Consider the following 15538-nt stretch of genomic DNA (forward strand, 5'->3'; position numbering starts at 1 on the left):
GAGCTCGGTGAAATTGTGGTATCGGTGAAGACGCCGGTTACCCGCAACGGGACGGAAAGACCCCATGAACCTTCACTATAGCTTAACATTGAGATTGGGTACAGGATGTGTAGGATAGGCGGGAGTATGTGAAGCGGTTTCGCCAGGAATCGCGGATACGACCTTGAAATACCGCCCTTTCTGTATTCGGTTTCTAACTCGACAGAGTCGAGGACATTGTTTGGTGGGTAGTTTGACTGGGGTGGTCGCCTCCAAAAAGGTAACGGAGGCTTTCAAAGGTAAGCTCAGTACGCTTGGTAACCGTACGGGGAGTGCAATGGCATAAGCTTGCTTGACTGTGAGACCTACAAGTCGACCAGGGTCGAAAGACGGACATAGTGATCCGGTGGTTCTGTATGGAAGGGCCATCGCTCAAAGGATAAAAGGTACTCTGGGGATAACAGGCTGATCTCCCCCAAGAGCTCATATCGACGGGGAGGTTTGGCACCTCGATGTCGGCTCGTCACATCCTGGGGCTGGAGAAGGTCCCAAGGGTTGGGCTGTTCGCCCATTAAAGTGGCACGCGAGCTGGGTTCAGAACGTCGCGAGACAGTTCGGTCCCTATCTGTTGTGGGCGCTGGAAGTTTGAGTGGATCTGACCTTAGTACGAGAGGACCGGGTTGGACGGACCGCTGGTGAACCTGTTATGCCGCCAGGTGTACGGCAGGGTAGCTACGTCCGGGATAGATAAGCGCTGAAAGCATCTAAGTGCGAAACTAGCCACGAGATGAGACTTCCTCATAAGGGCCGTCGAAGATGACGACGTCGATAGGCCACAGGTGTAAAGGTTGAGAGACCAAAGCCGAGTGGTACTAATAACCCGAAGCTTTCCAATGCGGATAGAACTGTTGTCCTCTCTCTTTTTTATCTTTTCTTCCAATAACATGTCATTGTCCATCGGGTAATTGGTCCCGGTGCACAAAAAGGTATTCAGGTGCCTATATCGGCGGTGTCCACCTCTTCCCATTCCGAACAGAGAAGTTAAGCCCGCCAGAGCCGATGGTATTGCCGTAACAGGTGGGAGAGTAGGTCGGTGCCTAATTTTATACGGAGGCCCGTCATCGATGAGATGACGGGCCTTTCTGTTTTTGTTTTTTTCTTTATGGGTGGATAAGTTTGTCGAGGGCATCCCGGCTGACCGTAGGGTCGAAGCATGCTTCGACCGATAACAGATCCTATTTTTTTATCAGATCATAAGAAGGTTTTGATTTCCCGCTGGGTCTAGGGGATACGTCCATTTACAATGGAGACCCTGAATGCCTCCCCATTGATTCCATATAGATTACCTAACCCTGAACTGTAGAGATTTTGTTGGATGGTTTGATTGGTATTGTTCAGGCGGTCGGTGGATACATCGAACCTTCGGTAATCGGGAAATTTGGTCTAATTGTTTTTGCCTGACGGTTACTTCCTATAAAGTTCGTAGTTCGTGCATCGGGGATGCACGATGACGGGTTCTTGGGGGGAGGAAAGGAGACTCTTCGCTTCGCTCTGAGTTGGAAATAGCATTAATTGACTCTATCCCGCCAATAGGTCTATATACTAATTACTATATACTGCCCTCAGGGCTCAGACTCTTCGCTTCGCTCTGAGTTATAAATAGCGAAATACCATCCCGCCAATAGGTCTAACTACTACGTACTATATATAAATACTATAAAAAAACTGCCCGCAGGGCCAAAGTCTGTTATCTGGTGTCTTATATCTAACAGCGCAGCGATCTCACATCTTTTATAACAATTCCATATCCTTTCCTATCATTATTATTTTTCCAATTAGTTTTTTGTTAAATTCCCATCCTATTATTAATCTATTTTAACCTGAAAAACTGAAAAGAAAAAGATTTTATTTTCAATTGTTGCCATTTGTACGTTAGGTTTCGCGCAAGCACAACGTATTCCTTTGGCAGATTCGGCTGTAAGCACTAAACATCAAATTCGTGCCAATGGCCAAAGTTTCTCTTATACAGCAAAAGCTGGAACCCAACCTGTATGGGATAATTCAGGAAAAGCAATTGCTACAGTACATTATACTTACTACACGCGTGATGATATTCAGGATCGCAGTAAACGTCCTTTGGTGATCTCCTTTAATGGTGGACCAGGTTCGGGCTCAGTATGGATGCACTTGGCATATACAGGCCCTAGATTGCTTAATATCGATGATGAAGGATATCCATTGCAGCCTTATGGTGTTAAAGAAAACCCATATACCATATTGGATGTAGCGGATATTGTATTTGTAGATCCAGTTAATACTGGTTATTCACGTATATTGGATGAGAAAGCTGATCGCTCTCAATTCTTTGGTGTCAATGCTGATATCCGTTATTTGGGGGAATGGTTAAATACCTTTGTGACTCGTAATAACAGATGGGCATCGCCGAAATATTTAATTGGAGAGAGCTATGGCACGACTCGTGTTTCAGGATTAGCTTATGAATTGCAAAATTCACAATGGATGTATTTAAACGGCGTTATCCTAGTGTCTCCAACCGAATTGGGTATTAAGAGAGATGGCGCACTAAGCAAAGCCTTACGTTGGCCTTATTATGCAGCAGCAGCTTGGTTTCATAAAAAACTTCCTGCAGACTTACAGAGCAAGGATTTAGAACAAATGTTACCAGAGGTAGAGAACTTCACGATGAATGAGCTTCTACCAGCCATTGCGAAAGGATCTAGCATAGACCCTGCAAATAAAGCGGCTATCATTAAGAAAATGGCTCGCTATTCTGGCTTATCAGAAACCGTTATTTCTCAAAATAACTTGGATATTTCGACCAACTTATTCTGGAAAGAATTACTTCGTGATCAAGGAATGACCATCGGAAGATTGGATTCACGTTATTTAGGTATTGATCTGCGTGATGGTGGAGAACGCCCTGATTTTAATGCGGAGCTAACATCTTGGTTGCATTCTTTCACACCTGCGATCAATTACTATTACGCCAATGAGCTAAAATACAAAAGCGATGTCAAGTACAATATGTTTGGAAATGTGCATCCTTGGGATAACAGCAACGACAATACAGGCTATCAATTGAGACAAGCTATGGCAGCTAATCCATTCTTACATGTGATGGTGCAATCCGGTTACTACGATGGTGCATGTGATTATTTTAATGCCAAATACAACATGTGGCAAATGGATCCATCGGGTAAGTTAGCTCCTAGAATGAGTTTTAAAGGATATCGCAGTGGGCACATGATGTACCTTCGCAAAGAAGATTTGATCAAAGCCAATGAGGATATCCGTCAATTCATTAAATTATCTACCCCTAAGCCAGATCAGTCAGCTAAATATTAATTTTATATCACATCATCGCATCTACTCATGAGGATAAGTTTAATCGTATTCGCATTATTTTTTCTATTGCAACAAGGTCGAGGGCAAGGATTAGAGCTAGTCAATGATCCTGAAGCTGCCAAGGTATATTTATCAGCAGCTAGAGCAAAAGCATCTGAGGCATATCGAACCAAGAGCCAACCTGTATACCAAAGTTTAAATCAATTGATAGATCTAGGCGATTGGGAACTCGTGGAGAAAGCTCTTGTTTCTAATAAGGACTTAAAACCTGTAGATAGAGCCTTGTTAAGCGCTAAATTGCATTGGTTAAGAAATGACTTTCAAGCAGCTGAATCAGATCTCAAAAAGTTGTCTTCTCAAGATCAAACTGATTACCGAGTTCAACGATCTTTTGCACAATTAAAGATCGAAGCATGGGAACTAGAGACAGCTGAACACATGGCTAAGCAATTATTGGCTAAAAAACCAAATGATGTTGAAACAGAATTAGTTCTTGGTCGAGCTCTAATGTTGCAAAAGAAATATAAAGAAACATTGGATCTTGCCAATGCGATGATTAAGCACAATCCTCAAGAGGCTGCTGGATATTTTTTAAAGGCGGATGTCAATTTTTGGGATCAAAACCCCAAGGAAGCCGAAGTAGCCCTTATTGAAGGTTTAAAATTAAACCCCTTAAATGCAGATGCCCGATTCTATTATGGATATGCTATTTGGCGTAGAATTGATGCTACGCAACTCAACGATATGGTGGCTCAATGGGAATTGGCCTTGCTTATTAACCCCTTGCACTTTCAATCGCATTGGCACTTAGGAAATGGCCACACTAACCTGACTTATGCAGACTATGTAGATGCCAATGAGAAGGAAATCCGTAAAGAATTAGAAACTGCTGACTCCCTATTTACAGCTAATAATATTCAAGTTTCCATTCATGTTATTCAAGAGGTTTCCAAGAAATTCCCTAATTCCGTATTACCAGCCATGCATGAAGCTTCTTTGCTTTATGGAGATTTTGATGCTCAGGACCGCAAATCCAGATTAGATAAATCGGAAAAGTTATTTCTCGATATTCTGAAAAAGAAAAACCACTATGGCCCGGCACACAATGGATTGGCAGCAGTGATTAAGTCAAAGCGTATTCCATACCTGAAGACCTATTCCAAGATCATGCAGGAACTCCGTAATCCGAAGATTAGCAATATGGATGATTTCTTGGAAATCTTTCCTGATGTGGCCTATTATCCTGGAAATGTCGCAAAAGGAATGGCATGGAATCAACTATACACTTCCACAGTTTATTTTCCTTTCTTGGTGAAACAACATCGACTATTTGTAATTCCACCATTACATGTTGATTTAGCCTTGGCGATGAAATCTCCTTATTTCCGATTTAATTCCACTTTTGATAACCGTCAGTGGATGGATATCCGAGGAGTGGGCTCTGGAGCAGCCGCGATTGAATATGTAGAAAGAGGAGCTTTTGAGGAACGAAATGTATTGCTGCATGAGTATGTGCATCTATTTCATGGGCAAGTGCTAACCGATGAACAGAACAGGAAGATCAAAGCTTTGTACTATAACGCCATGAAGAATGGGCTAACCTTAGATTATTATTCCCAAAACAATGAGTCGGAATACTTTGCCCAAACCTACCCAGCCTATTTTGAAAAAGTAAAAGTACATCCATTGGATTTTAAATCCATGAACACCCTCTCCGATTTGAAGGGAAGAGACCCAGAGATGTATGCCTTTCTAGATGACTTGATTGGCAAAGAGAAGGCTTATTTGGCAGGTGATAAGAAAGCAATGGCTTCCAATTGGTCACAGGTTTATCTGAACCTAGCCAGTTATGCGGCAAGAAATGATCATCAAGAAGCATTCAGATTATTAGATACGGCTTTACAATACGATAAAAAATATTTGCCGGCGATTTTAGCCTACGCTGATATATTGGCTGATCAAAAACAATTTGCTTTAGCGAAAGCAAGAATTGAAGAAGCAAAGCAAATCAACGATAAATATGCTCCCATCTATTTAAGCGAAGGAAAACTAATGAGCATTCAATTCCCTCAGAAAAGAAATGAATTAGCTCAACTCTACAAGAAAGCTTATGATTTGGAAACCGATTACATGGAAAAAGCTAGAGTTTCTAGTCTATTGCGGAACTTTTATTTCCAAGGAGGGCAACTCAAAGAGGCCTTAAACGTAGCGGATGAATATGTAAAGAACGGATCAGAAATCTCCACTTATTTAAGAGATCGAAAAGATGATGCGCGATCATTTGCTGCTTGGCAAAGAGCTTTATTAGGTGATGAAACCCAAATTAAGCAATTGGCTTATTTGGCTGGACAGAAGCCACAAAACTACAGCATTAGAACCCAATATGTAGAAGCCTTACTTGCCAATCAACAAACAGATGAAGCGATTAAGAACTTGAAAGAAGTCTATAGAACTTTACAAGCAACGCAAGTAGGACGTGCAGATTTCGAATTATTACTCTTTGCAGCTTATATCCAAAAGGAGGATAAAGCCAATATTCAGGAGTATTTAAATAAATTGACGGGAAACCATGTGGATCCTATTCGCTTATCTTCCTTGAATAATTTACGCTTGGTTCGACTTTTATTACAGATTGGTGAGCAGCAAAAAGCAAAATATCTATACCAAACCATTAAAAAGGAATCAGGATTATTTTATCGCGCTTCTGATAGCTTAACCCAAGCAATGCTACTAAAAGTTGATGGAAAACAGGATGAAGGATTGAAAAGCCTAAAAGCAGCATTGGACATTTATCCTTATCAAATTGAAGCTTATCAAATCTATAATTCTTGGTTCAATAATCAACCAGCAAGCAAGAATAATAACAAGAAGATAAAAATTGATATCAATAATCCTCAAAAAATATAGCATCTTTACGAATTAAAATAACCGTATGAACATTTATGAACTTATTTCCATATCCATCTACATGTTACTCATGGTGGGTATTGGATTTTATTCTTGGAAGAAATCAACCAGTAATTCCGAAGAATTTTTAATTGGAGGCCGTAAGATGGGAGCTGCTGTAACGGCACTTTCAGCAGGTGCTGCCGACATGAGTGGCTGGTTGCTGATGGGACTACCGGGCGCTATGTACCTTTCGGGGCTTTCTGCGGCATGGATAGCTATAGGCTTGACCATTGGGGCGTTTTTTAATTACGTGCTTGTAGCGCCTCGCTTAAGGGTCTATACAGAGGTGGCTAAAAATGCCATCACATTACCTGTATTCTTTGAAAACCGCTTTCAAGATAAAACCCAATTGTTGAAACTAGTCTCTTCCATCTTAATTTTAGTGTTCTTTACCCTATATACCTCTGCAGGTATGGTTTCAGGTGGACGCTTATTTGAGTCTGCATTTGGAATGGATTATTACACCGGATTGTTCGCAACAGCATTCGTGGTTGTGCTATACACCTTCTTAGGAGGATTCCTAGCCGTGAGTTTAACGGACTTTGTTCAGGGTACTATCATGGTATTGGCATTGGTCATTCTTCCCATTGTTTTAATTAGTCAATTGGGTGGGCTGGGTACTACCTTAGATATTATTGAACAAAAGGACAGTAAATTCCTCGATCTCTTTAAAGGAACGACCACAGTGTCCATTGTATCGCTTCTAGCTTGGGGATTAGGCTATTTTGGTCAACCACATATTTTGGTTCGCTTTATGGCTATTGACAGTGTAAAGGACATTCCTAAGGCGAGAAATATAGGAATTACCTGGATGATCTTTACAGTAGGGGGTGCCATGCTAGTTGGTCTATTCGGAATTGCCTATTTGCAACAATTTGATCCTGCGACAATGAGTAAGTTTGACGGTTCTAAGGAGCATGCCGAAACCATCTTTATTCACTTGTCTCGTGTATTGTTCCATCCTTTAATAGGTGGATTCCTTTTGTCGGCAATTTTAGCTGCTGTGATGAGTACCATTTCTTCACAACTGTTGGTGACCTCCAGTTCTATGACTGAGGATATCTACAAGACATTCTTTAACAAACAAGCATCTGCGAAAAATATGTTATTGATGAGCCGTTTGTCGGTATTGATCGTAGCTATTATCGCTATTCTATTATCCTTAAATCCTAAGGATAGTATATTGAACCTAGTAGGGAATGCTTGGGCAGGCTTTGGTGCTGCTTTTGGACCAATAATTATCTTGTCCTTATTGTGGAAAAGAACTACAGCTATAGGTGGTTTAATTGGTATGTTAGTGGGAGCAGCGACGGTATTAGTTTGGGTATATGTGCCACACGATTACAAAGCGGTATATGAAATTATTCCTGGATTCTTATTAGGATTTCTAACCATCGTCATCGTATCGTTAATGACTAAACCAGTAAATAAGGAAGTGATTGAAGAATTTGATCATGTAGAAAAAATACTGAAGAGTTAATAGATAACCCGCATAAAACAAAAAGGTTGATTGTCGAACAATCAACCTTTTTGTTTTTATCTCCATAATGGAAACCTTGATAAACAAAGAAGCTGATCTACGGCATAGATCAGCTTCTTTCAATTAAACAAATGTATTAATCTAAAACTGGGGTAACTTTGTATCCTTGTTTCTTTAATAAATTTATTAGGCCTTTTTCACCTACAAGGTGTGCTGCACCTACCGCTACTAAAAGAGGTTTCTCATTTAAAATGGTCGGTAATTTTTCCATCCAAGCATTGTTTCTTTCTTTTAATAGTTTGTCGTGACCTTCAGGTGAAAGGAAGTCCATATCTTCAGATAATTTCTCAATATCTTTGATGTTTTCTGAGAAATATGCAGCAACCAATTTCTTAGTAGCTCCTACTTGACTGTCGCTATCCTTTAAGTAATTGTATAAATCTTCCGCACGAAATAGACTGTTTAACAAGTTTATTTGAAACTCTGGAGTTTCCAATTCTGCGACAGGCTTGTCTTTTAATTCAGCAAGTTTCTTCAACTCCATTTCCATCATTTTGATGTTAGTAGGATCTGAACAAGCAAAAGATTGCATAGATAATAAAGAAAGAACCACTACTGGAGGCACTTGATCGAATATTTCTACTGGTAGGTTCTTACTTTTCATAACGCTATCAATCACTGCTTTTTTCTTTGGATCGAAATCTTTAAAGAAATCAGGATTTGGTTTCATCAAATTTTGAATATTGGCTAGATTATCTGGGTTCTCTAAATCTACCTCTAGTACTAGTCCATCTACTTTTCCTGCGGCTACTTTGACTTTATCTTCCATTTTGAAATCTTCTGCACATGCCATGTGTAATGTTCCAAATAAATAAGATTCTTTTTTCAAGCCTTTACCCGAAATCTTCCATAACAAGGTGTTTTCTTGCGCAAAGACTGTTACAGCTAAAAATAATGCAAATACGCTAATTAATGTTCTTTTCATGTTTTGAATGTTAGTTGTAAGTATTAGTATCTAATACCATAATTGTGTTACAAAATATTAAAACTTTATTAAAAAAAAGACACCCATTCCGATGAAAGAATGGGTGTCTATGCTTAATTTATATAAATTCTATAATGTAGAAAAGCTTATTTTACTCGGATGTGCTTGGTCAAAATAAATTCTATGGGTGTTCTTCAGGTAATCTGACGCCTTAGCTTTATAGATATCCATAAACTGATTAGGATTTCTATCGGCTAAAGGAAACCAAGTATGTTGCACCTGAACCATTATTTTATGGCCTTTCTTAAAGGTATGCGCTACGTCTGGTAAAGTTACTTTAACCTGGGTAATAGCATTTGGTTTGAAAGGCTCCGGATTGCTAAAGCTATTTCTAAATTTACCACGTAAGATTTCACCCCGAACCAACATCTGGTAACCAGGCATCACAATGTCCTTGGCAACGGGCGAGGTAGCAGAAGAACTGTCCGGATAAACATCAATAACCTTAACTATAAAATCAGCATCTGTACCCGTCATAGCAATGGATAGATCAGCCACAATTGGTCCTGCCATGGTCAGGTCTTCATTCAGAACATCCGTTTCAAATACCATGACATCTGGTCGGTTAGCCACAAAACGCTGATCGGCAATCATGTATTCACGGGTTCTGCTCGTAATAGTCCCCTCTTGAAAAGGAACTGGTTTATTTGGGTCAGACGTATATTCTACAAATTTATTGTCACCGCTTGAGGCAGCTTTACTCAATTTACCTCCCTCATTCAAATATAAATCTTGAGGCTTGGCAGTCTTTACTGGCCAAGTATCAAAAGCATGCCATTCATTTGACCCTGTAAAGAATACATTCGCTTCAGCAGCTTTAAAATCGCCTTCTCCTTTTAGGTAGTAATTGAAAAACGGTAACTCAAAGTTCTTTTGGTAATAGGTACTAGTTTCTTGACCAAAGCGGATATCTCCAAAGGAATCTCCTTTACCACGAACCCAACCACCATGAAACCAAGGCCCCATTACTAAAATGGAATTGTTATTTTTATTACGTTGCTCGATTTGCTTATAAGTCTCAAACGCACCATAAGTATCCTCCGCATCATATAATCCACCTACGACCATAACTGCCGGTTTAACATCGTTTAAATGATGCGTAATGGTTCTTGCTTGCCAAAAGCTGTCTAAGGTGCTGTGCTTCGCTAGATTGTCCCAAAACTTAACCGTATGGTCTAGGTAGTCTTTTTTAATACCTGATAAGGTAGGGTTGTCCAAGAAAAATTTAGACCAGTCTTTAGATTTCAGTTCAAAACCTTTAGGTCCATGTTCGTTTGTAATAGGCTTAGGTCTTGGCGCATCAAATGTATACATGAAACGGAAAGCATCCATTAAAAATAATGCACCGCCATGATGGAAATCATCCCCTATGAACCAATCAGTCACTGGTGCTTGTGGCGATACAGCTTTTAAAGCAGGGTGGGAGCCAACCAAGCTTACCGTAGAATAGAATCCCGGATAGGAGATACCATAAATACCTACTTTTCCATTGTTGTTGGATAGATTTTTCACCAACCAATCAATGGTATCATAGGTGTCGGTGCTCTCGTCAATTTGATGCTTATTTTCTTTTGTTCTGGTAGGTCTTATATCTTCAAATGTACCCTCGCTCATCCATTTCCCCCGAACGTCTTGATAAACGAAGATATAACCAGCTTTCATTACCTCTAGATAACTGCCCAAACTACCCTTGTATTTGTCCTCTCCATATGGAGCTACCGTATAAGGTGTTCGATTTAGTAAGATGGGATATTTTTTAGACTTATCCTTAGGAATGTAAATGGAAGTAAACAGCTTGACACCATCACGCATGGTGATTTGTTTTTCGATTTTGTCATAATGCTGTTTTACATAATCGGCATTTGGGGCTTGTGCCATGGCTTGAGTCCCGAATATGGCTATTAGGAACCAAACAATTAATAAGTTTTTCATTTGTTTTAGGTGTTAATTTGACAAGCAAGTTAGAAAATTTTTAACTTTTTTGGCTACATTAGTCGTAAACATAATATTACAAACTATGAGTATCAAACAAGGATTTTTGGTTGAACTAGATCATGAAACCAATAACACAAGAAGAGTCTTGGAACGTGTGACTGATGAGCACTTAAATTATAAACCACATGAAAAAAGCATGACTTTAGGCAACCTATTTGGGCATGTTGTGGAATTGCATAACTGGGTTGCTGAAGGTTTACCTAAGGATGAGTTCAACTTGGCAACTGACTACAAACCTTTTAAACCGACTTCTGTTGCTGAGATTAAAGATGCATTGGAAGCAGGATATACAAAAAACAAAGAGACAGTAGAGAATATGAGTGATGAAGAATGGATGAAAACCTGGACATTGAAAGCTGGTGATCATGTGATTTCTCAAGTTCCTAAAATCGGTGCTTTCCGTTTTATCGTCTATAACCACTTAATTCATCACCGTGGACAATTGAACGTTTATTTACGTTTATTGGATATCCCAGTTCCGGGAATCTATGGTCCTTCCGCTGATGAAAAAATGTAATATACTGTATTAACAGATTAAAAAGAGCCAGATAATCTCCTTTCTGGCTCTTTTTAATAAACTGATTATTAGACCTATACTTAAATTTTTAATTTTTTTTCATTTTTCATGTAATAGATGGCAATACTTGTCTGTCTTGTTATTAAATAAGCGATATAAACGATGAACCAAGAAACCTTTAAACATACGGTATTTGTCCTCAAGGATAAGCTCTACCGATTTGCGAATAGGTTTTTAGAACATCAAGAGGATGCTTATGACTTGGTACAAGAAGTGATGATGAAGCTTTGGGAAAAACGGGAGGAATTGAGTAAGCTAGGTTCTGTTGAAGGGTATGCGATGAATATGGTCAGGAATATGGCCTATAACAAGATTGACCGTGCCGGGAGACAAGCAAAGTACTTACAAGAACTTCCACCGGATATCCAACCAGAACGGTATCCATCACTTACCCAAGAACTGATACTGAAATTTATTGACGCTCTTCCGGAAAAGCAACGATTGGTGATGTATCTAAGGGATATCGAGGAATATGAGATTGCTGATATCGCGAAATTAACAGCAATAGAAGAAAACGCAGTACGCGTCAATCTTTCTAGAGCAAGAACGGTAGTCCGGGAAAACTTAACTAAGGTTTTTGATTATGAGAAACGAAGAATTGGATCGCTTAAAGGCTAAATACTTAGCTGGGAATACCAGCCTAGAGGAGGAGCGCCAGCTTAAAGAGTTGGAGGAGGATGCCTTTTTTGCAACCTTAAAACAAGGTGATAAATCTTCTGAGCAGATGGATTGGGATTTTGATGCTTTCATGCAGGATGTAGACACGAACGAGTCAAAAGAACAGCAACCTAACAAGGTAAGACCATTGTTTAGAATGATCATCGGATTCTCAGCTTTGGCAGCTAGTTTACTACTTGCCTTCTTCTTAATCAGAAACAATAAAGTTGAAAATGCTACGGAGTTGACTAATACTTTAGCGCATCAGGAAGTGGAACCTTCGAAACCTAGGAATGAAGTAGAAACGATCCTTGACGTGCCAGCAAAAGACTTTGGTAAACAGGAAGTATTGGAAACAGAAGTAAAAACAAATCCTACAAAGCCGCATATGCATCTGGCGAGGGATACTAAGAGCACAGGGCAAAACAAAGCTATTCAGGCAATAGAAGAGCTAGATAGTGAAGGATTGTATGTAGAGGTTAATGGTGTCCGCATCTATGATGAAGAAAAGGCGCTGGAGGTAACAGAATCAGCCTTGCAATTGGCAACTGCCAACTTGAAAGCAGGGATGAAGAGTGTAGAAAAAATTAAGTATTTAAGTATTGAAATCTAAATTGAATTATGAAAACGATCATGTTAATAATCAGCTTGTTCTTTGCCACTTTAGCACAAGCTCAAATATCCAAACTGGATAAAATCTTTGAACAATATAAAGAACATAAAGGTGTTACATCCATTAAAATCGGAAAGCCGATGTTCAAAATGTTGAACAAAATGAAACTTAGCGATACGGATGTCGATATGATTAAACCATTGCTTGGTAAAATCAATTCCATCAAAATGCTCGTGCTTGAAGGTGAAAATAAGGGGATACAAACCGAAGTTTCCAATGCCATCAAAAACTTAAATTATGAAGAACTTATGGTTATTAATTCTGATGGCGATCAAATACGATTCTTAGCAGAGAATGTTGACGGAGATTTCTTTTCCAATCTATTGTTGAGCATCAACTCGGAAGAAGATACCATCTTCATGATCTTAGATGGTTCCATTAAATACGATGATTTAAACGCATTAGTTAATAACGATAAAAAATAGCCATATGAACCGTATTTTTAGATACCTAGTCGCAGCTTATCTATTATTTAGTTTACAGAGCTGCTTTGTTAAGAGCCGTCCCAATATGGCATTTGTTGACCGATCGCAACTTTCTAGAGAAGCAGAAGTTGTCTCCATCAAGGTTCCAGGATTATTAATGAAAGCATTCTTACGTGGGGAAATAAAAGAATTGAAGGAAGAAGATCCAATGTTGGCATTAGCAGTAAAGAAGATCAAAGGAATTAAAATTATGGCCATTGAAGGTGGGGGAGACGGACATCGCATCTACCAGGATTTCTCAAAATACCTGAACAAAAACAAGTTTGAGGAAATGATGAGCATCTACAGTGACGGAGCGAAGATCAGTATCAATACGCTCATGAAAGGAGATCGTATCAAAAATGTCCTACTAGGCGTCGTAGATGATGAAGACCATGTGTTTATCGACATGAAAACCGATCTTGACCTTAACGAACTAAATCAGCTGGTCGAACATTACGAAAAAATACATCCCGAGAAAAAGAAAACCTCTGAAGCATCGGTAGATTAAAAATATTTTGTTTGTTGTTTAGTATAAAGGCTAATGGATTCGTTCGTTAGCTTTTTTTGGAGACAACAGATGATAGACAACAGATTTTAGACCCTTTAAGGGGGGTAATTATTGGCGGGCGATGCCTGCATCGCCCCTACAAACGTTCGTGAAAATAAGGTTTCCTAATACCCAAAACTGTAGGGTCGAAGCATGCTTCGACCGTTAATACGCTCGATAAACCTATCCCGCCAATAGGTCTAACTACTAAATACTCCCTACTAAATACTGTATAAAAAGAGAGAGGCTAGATCATCGATCTAGCCTCTCTCTTTTTATACAAATTTTTTATTTGGCTAATTCTTCAGCCATTGCTTTTCCGATTTCAGCAGGAGATTCTACTACGCGGATACCACACTCGCGCATGATAGCCATTTTAGCAGCAGCAGTATCATCAGCACCACCAACGATTGCTCCAGCGTGACCCATACGGCGTCCCGGAGGCGCAGTTTGTCCAGCGATGAAACCAACTACTGGTTTAGTACCGTTTTCTTTAATCCAATGAGCAGCTTCAGCTTCCATGCCACCACCGATCTCACCAATCATGATGATACCTTTAGTTTCTGGATCGTTCATTAATAATTCAACAGCTTCTTTAGTCGTTGTACCAATGATTGGGTCACCACCAATACCGATAGCTGTTGTAATTCCTAAACCTGCTTTCACAGTTTGGTCAACTGCTTCATAAGTTAAAGTACCTGATTTAGATACAACACCAACACCACCTTTTTTGAAGATGAAGCCTGGCATGATACCAATCTTCGCTTCTTCAGCTGTGATGATACCAGGACAGTTTGGACCGATCAAACGAGATTTCTTATCACTCAAGTAAGATTTTACTTGAATCATATCTTTAGTAGGGATACCCTCAGTAATACACACGATCAAAGCGATTCCTGCAGCAGCAGCTTCCATAATTGCATCAGCAGCAAATGCTGGTGGAACAAAAATAATAGAAACATTAGCGCCAGTAGCATCTACGGCATCTTGAACAGTGTTGAATACTGGACGGTCTAAGTGGCTCTGTCCGCCTTTTCCTGGGGTTACACCACCTACTACGTTTGTGCCGTACTCAATCATTTGAGATGCATGATAAGTACCCTCGTTTCCGGTAAAACCTTGAACGATTACTTTGGAATCTTTATTTACTAATACACTCATTTTATCTTATTTTTTGCAACGCAAATCTACTATTTTGATATGACTTCTAAAAATCCCTAAGCTAGGTATTTTGTTATTTTTTGACAAAGCGTAGTTTATTGATCAAATCCCATAAAACAATCCCGATGGTAACCGATACATTAAAGGAATGTTTTGTGCCAAATTGAGGGATTTCTAAGGTTCCATCAGCATGTTGTATGACCTCTTCCTCTACACCATGAACCTCATTTCCAAACACCAAAGCGTACTTTTTGTCCGAAAGCGGCTCAAAGGTTTCCAATGAAATACTGTGATCTGTCTGTTCAATAGCATAAACCTGATAGCCTTCTGCCTTCAACTGGTTGATGGCATCCAAGGTGTCCTTATAATATTCCCAAGTAACAGATTCTGTCGCGCCTAATGCTGTCTTTTCAATTTCCCGATGTGGGGGCTGACCTGTAATCCCACAAAGTAGGATTCGTTCCACCGCCAAAGCATCCGCTGTACGAAAGGCTGATCCAACATTATGCATGCTGCGAACATTGTCCATCACGATAACAATAGGAGATTTTTCCTGAGACTTGAAGGTATTTACATCAACTCGGTTGAGCTGATCCATTGATAATTTGTGCATGTGCAAAGATAATCATTTCGAAAAATTAA

General features: G+C 39.6%; 12 protein-coding genes and 2 rRNA genes. 10 read left to right on the forward strand and 4 right to left on the reverse strand.

Annotated features, from left to right (window positions below):
• The 5 genes from ACP6L2_RS14160 to putP all read left to right on the forward strand — a co-directional run.
• A 23S ribosomal RNA gene (locus tag ACP6L2_RS14160) occupies positions 1-874 on the forward strand; the annotation flags it as partial.
• Positions 875-969: 95 nt separating this feature from the next.
• Positions 970-1081 (forward strand): 5S ribosomal RNA (gene rrf / locus ACP6L2_RS14165).
• Positions 1082-1941: 860 nt separating this feature from the next.
• Positions 1942-3345, forward strand: coding sequence for a S10 family peptidase (locus tag ACP6L2_RS14170; protein WP_440509991.1), 1404 nt, complete (start codon positions 1942-1944; stop codon positions 3343-3345).
• Positions 3346-3372: 27 nt separating this feature from the next.
• Positions 3373-6252, forward strand: coding sequence for a tetratricopeptide repeat protein (locus ACP6L2_RS14175; protein WP_440509992.1), 2880 nt, complete (start codon positions 3373-3375; stop codon positions 6250-6252).
• A 25-nt stretch (positions 6253-6277) separates the two neighbouring features.
• Complete coding sequence (putP, locus tag ACP6L2_RS14180) at positions 6278-7774, forward strand: sodium/proline symporter PutP (protein WP_440509993.1); 1497 nt, start codon at positions 6278-6280, stop codon at positions 7772-7774.
• A gap of 136 nt (positions 7775-7910) precedes the next feature.
• On the opposite strand, the gene ACP6L2_RS14185 is transcribed toward putP, so the two are convergent.
• The gene (locus ACP6L2_RS14185; RefSeq protein WP_440509994.1) at positions 7911-8759 is read right to left on the reverse strand and encodes a TraB/GumN family protein; all 849 of its coding nucleotides are present in this window, start codon (positions 8757-8759) and stop codon (positions 7911-7913) included.
• Between the two features lie 129 nt (positions 8760-8888).
• On the reverse strand, positions 8889-10751 hold the full coding sequence (locus ACP6L2_RS14190) for a CocE/NonD family hydrolase (RefSeq protein WP_440509995.1): 1863 nt from the start codon (positions 10749-10751) through the stop codon (positions 8889-8891).
• Positions 10752-10836: 85 nt separating this feature from the next.
• On the opposite strand from ACP6L2_RS14190, the gene ACP6L2_RS14195 reads away from it, so the two are divergent.
• The 5 genes from ACP6L2_RS14195 (at position 10837) to ACP6L2_RS14215 (ending at position 13696) form a co-directional block, all read left to right on the forward strand.
• Positions 10837-11331, forward strand: coding sequence for a DinB family protein (locus ACP6L2_RS14195; RefSeq protein ID WP_440509996.1), 495 nt, complete (start codon positions 10837-10839; stop codon positions 11329-11331).
• A gap of 162 nt (positions 11332-11493) precedes the next feature.
• Positions 11494-12009 carry an RNA polymerase sigma factor gene (locus ACP6L2_RS14200; protein WP_440509997.1) on the forward strand — a complete coding sequence of 172 codons (516 nt, stop codon included), beginning with the start codon at positions 11494-11496 and terminating at the stop codon, positions 12007-12009.
• The gene (locus ACP6L2_RS14205) at positions 11975-12661 is read left to right on the forward strand and encodes a hypothetical protein (RefSeq protein ID WP_440509998.1); all 687 of its coding nucleotides are present in this window, start codon (positions 11975-11977) and stop codon (positions 12659-12661) included. Before ACP6L2_RS14200 ends, ACP6L2_RS14205 begins: the two co-directional genes overlap by 35 nt.
• 8 nt (positions 12662-12669) lie before the next feature.
• Complete coding sequence (locus ACP6L2_RS14210) at positions 12670-13146, forward strand: DUF4252 domain-containing protein (RefSeq protein WP_440509999.1); 477 nt, start codon at positions 12670-12672, stop codon at positions 13144-13146.
• An 85-nt stretch (positions 13147-13231) separates the two neighbouring features.
• Positions 13232-13696 carry a DUF4252 domain-containing protein gene (locus tag ACP6L2_RS14215; protein ID WP_440510000.1) on the forward strand — a complete coding sequence of 155 codons (465 nt, stop codon included), beginning with the start codon at positions 13232-13234 and terminating at the stop codon, positions 13694-13696.
• 327 nt (positions 13697-14023) lie between these two features.
• Here ACP6L2_RS14215 and sucD read toward each other — a convergent pair whose 3' ends face one another.
• A complete protein-coding gene (sucD, locus tag ACP6L2_RS14220; RefSeq protein ID WP_344673486.1) occupies positions 14024-14896 on the reverse strand; it encodes a succinate--CoA ligase subunit alpha in 873 nt (290 codons plus the stop codon).
• A 73-nt stretch (positions 14897-14969) separates the two neighbouring features.
• Positions 14970-15509: an RNA methyltransferase gene (locus ACP6L2_RS14225; protein ID WP_440510001.1), complete on the reverse strand. Its 540-nt coding sequence runs from the start codon at positions 15507-15509 to the stop codon at positions 14970-14972.
• Positions 15510-15538 lie beyond the last annotated feature (29 nt).

It is taken from the genome of Sphingobacterium lactis (assembly GCF_051951495.1).
In the GTDB taxonomy this organism is placed as follows: Bacteria; Bacteroidota; Bacteroidia; order Sphingobacteriales; family Sphingobacteriaceae; genus Sphingobacterium; species Sphingobacterium lactis_A.

Coding starts and splice junctions, on each gene's coding strand:
- ACP6L2_RS14215 (WP_440510000.1), top strand. CDS start 13,232: ATGGCATTTGTTGACCGATCGCAACTTTCTAGAGAAGCAGAAGTTGTC.
- ACP6L2_RS14225 (WP_440510001.1), bottom strand. CDS start 15,509: ATGCACAAATTATCAATGGATCAGCTCAACCGAGTTGATGTAAATACC.
- ACP6L2_RS14195 (WP_440509996.1), top strand. CDS start 10,837: ATGAGTATCAAACAAGGATTTTTGGTTGAACTAGATCATGAAACCAAT.
- putP (WP_440509993.1), top strand. CDS start 6,278: ATGAACATTTATGAACTTATTTCCATATCCATCTACATGTTACTCATG.
- ACP6L2_RS14185 (WP_440509994.1), bottom strand. CDS start 8,759: ATGAAAAGAACATTAATTAGCGTATTTGCATTATTTTTAGCTGTAACA.
- ACP6L2_RS14200 (WP_440509997.1), top strand. CDS start 11,494: ATGAACCAAGAAACCTTTAAACATACGGTATTTGTCCTCAAGGATAAG.
- ACP6L2_RS14205 (WP_440509998.1), top strand. CDS start 11,975: ATGAGAAACGAAGAATTGGATCGCTTAAAGGCTAAATACTTAGCTGGG.
- ACP6L2_RS14190 (WP_440509995.1), bottom strand. CDS start 10,751: ATGAAAAACTTATTAATTGTTTGGTTCCTAATAGCCATATTCGGGACT.
- sucD (WP_344673486.1), bottom strand. CDS start 14,896: ATGAGTGTATTAGTAAATAAAGATTCCAAAGTAATCGTTCAAGGTTTT.
- ACP6L2_RS14210 (WP_440509999.1), top strand. CDS start 12,670: ATGAAAACGATCATGTTAATAATCAGCTTGTTCTTTGCCACTTTAGCA.
- ACP6L2_RS14175 (WP_440509992.1), top strand. CDS start 3,373: ATGAGGATAAGTTTAATCGTATTCGCATTATTTTTTCTATTGCAACAA.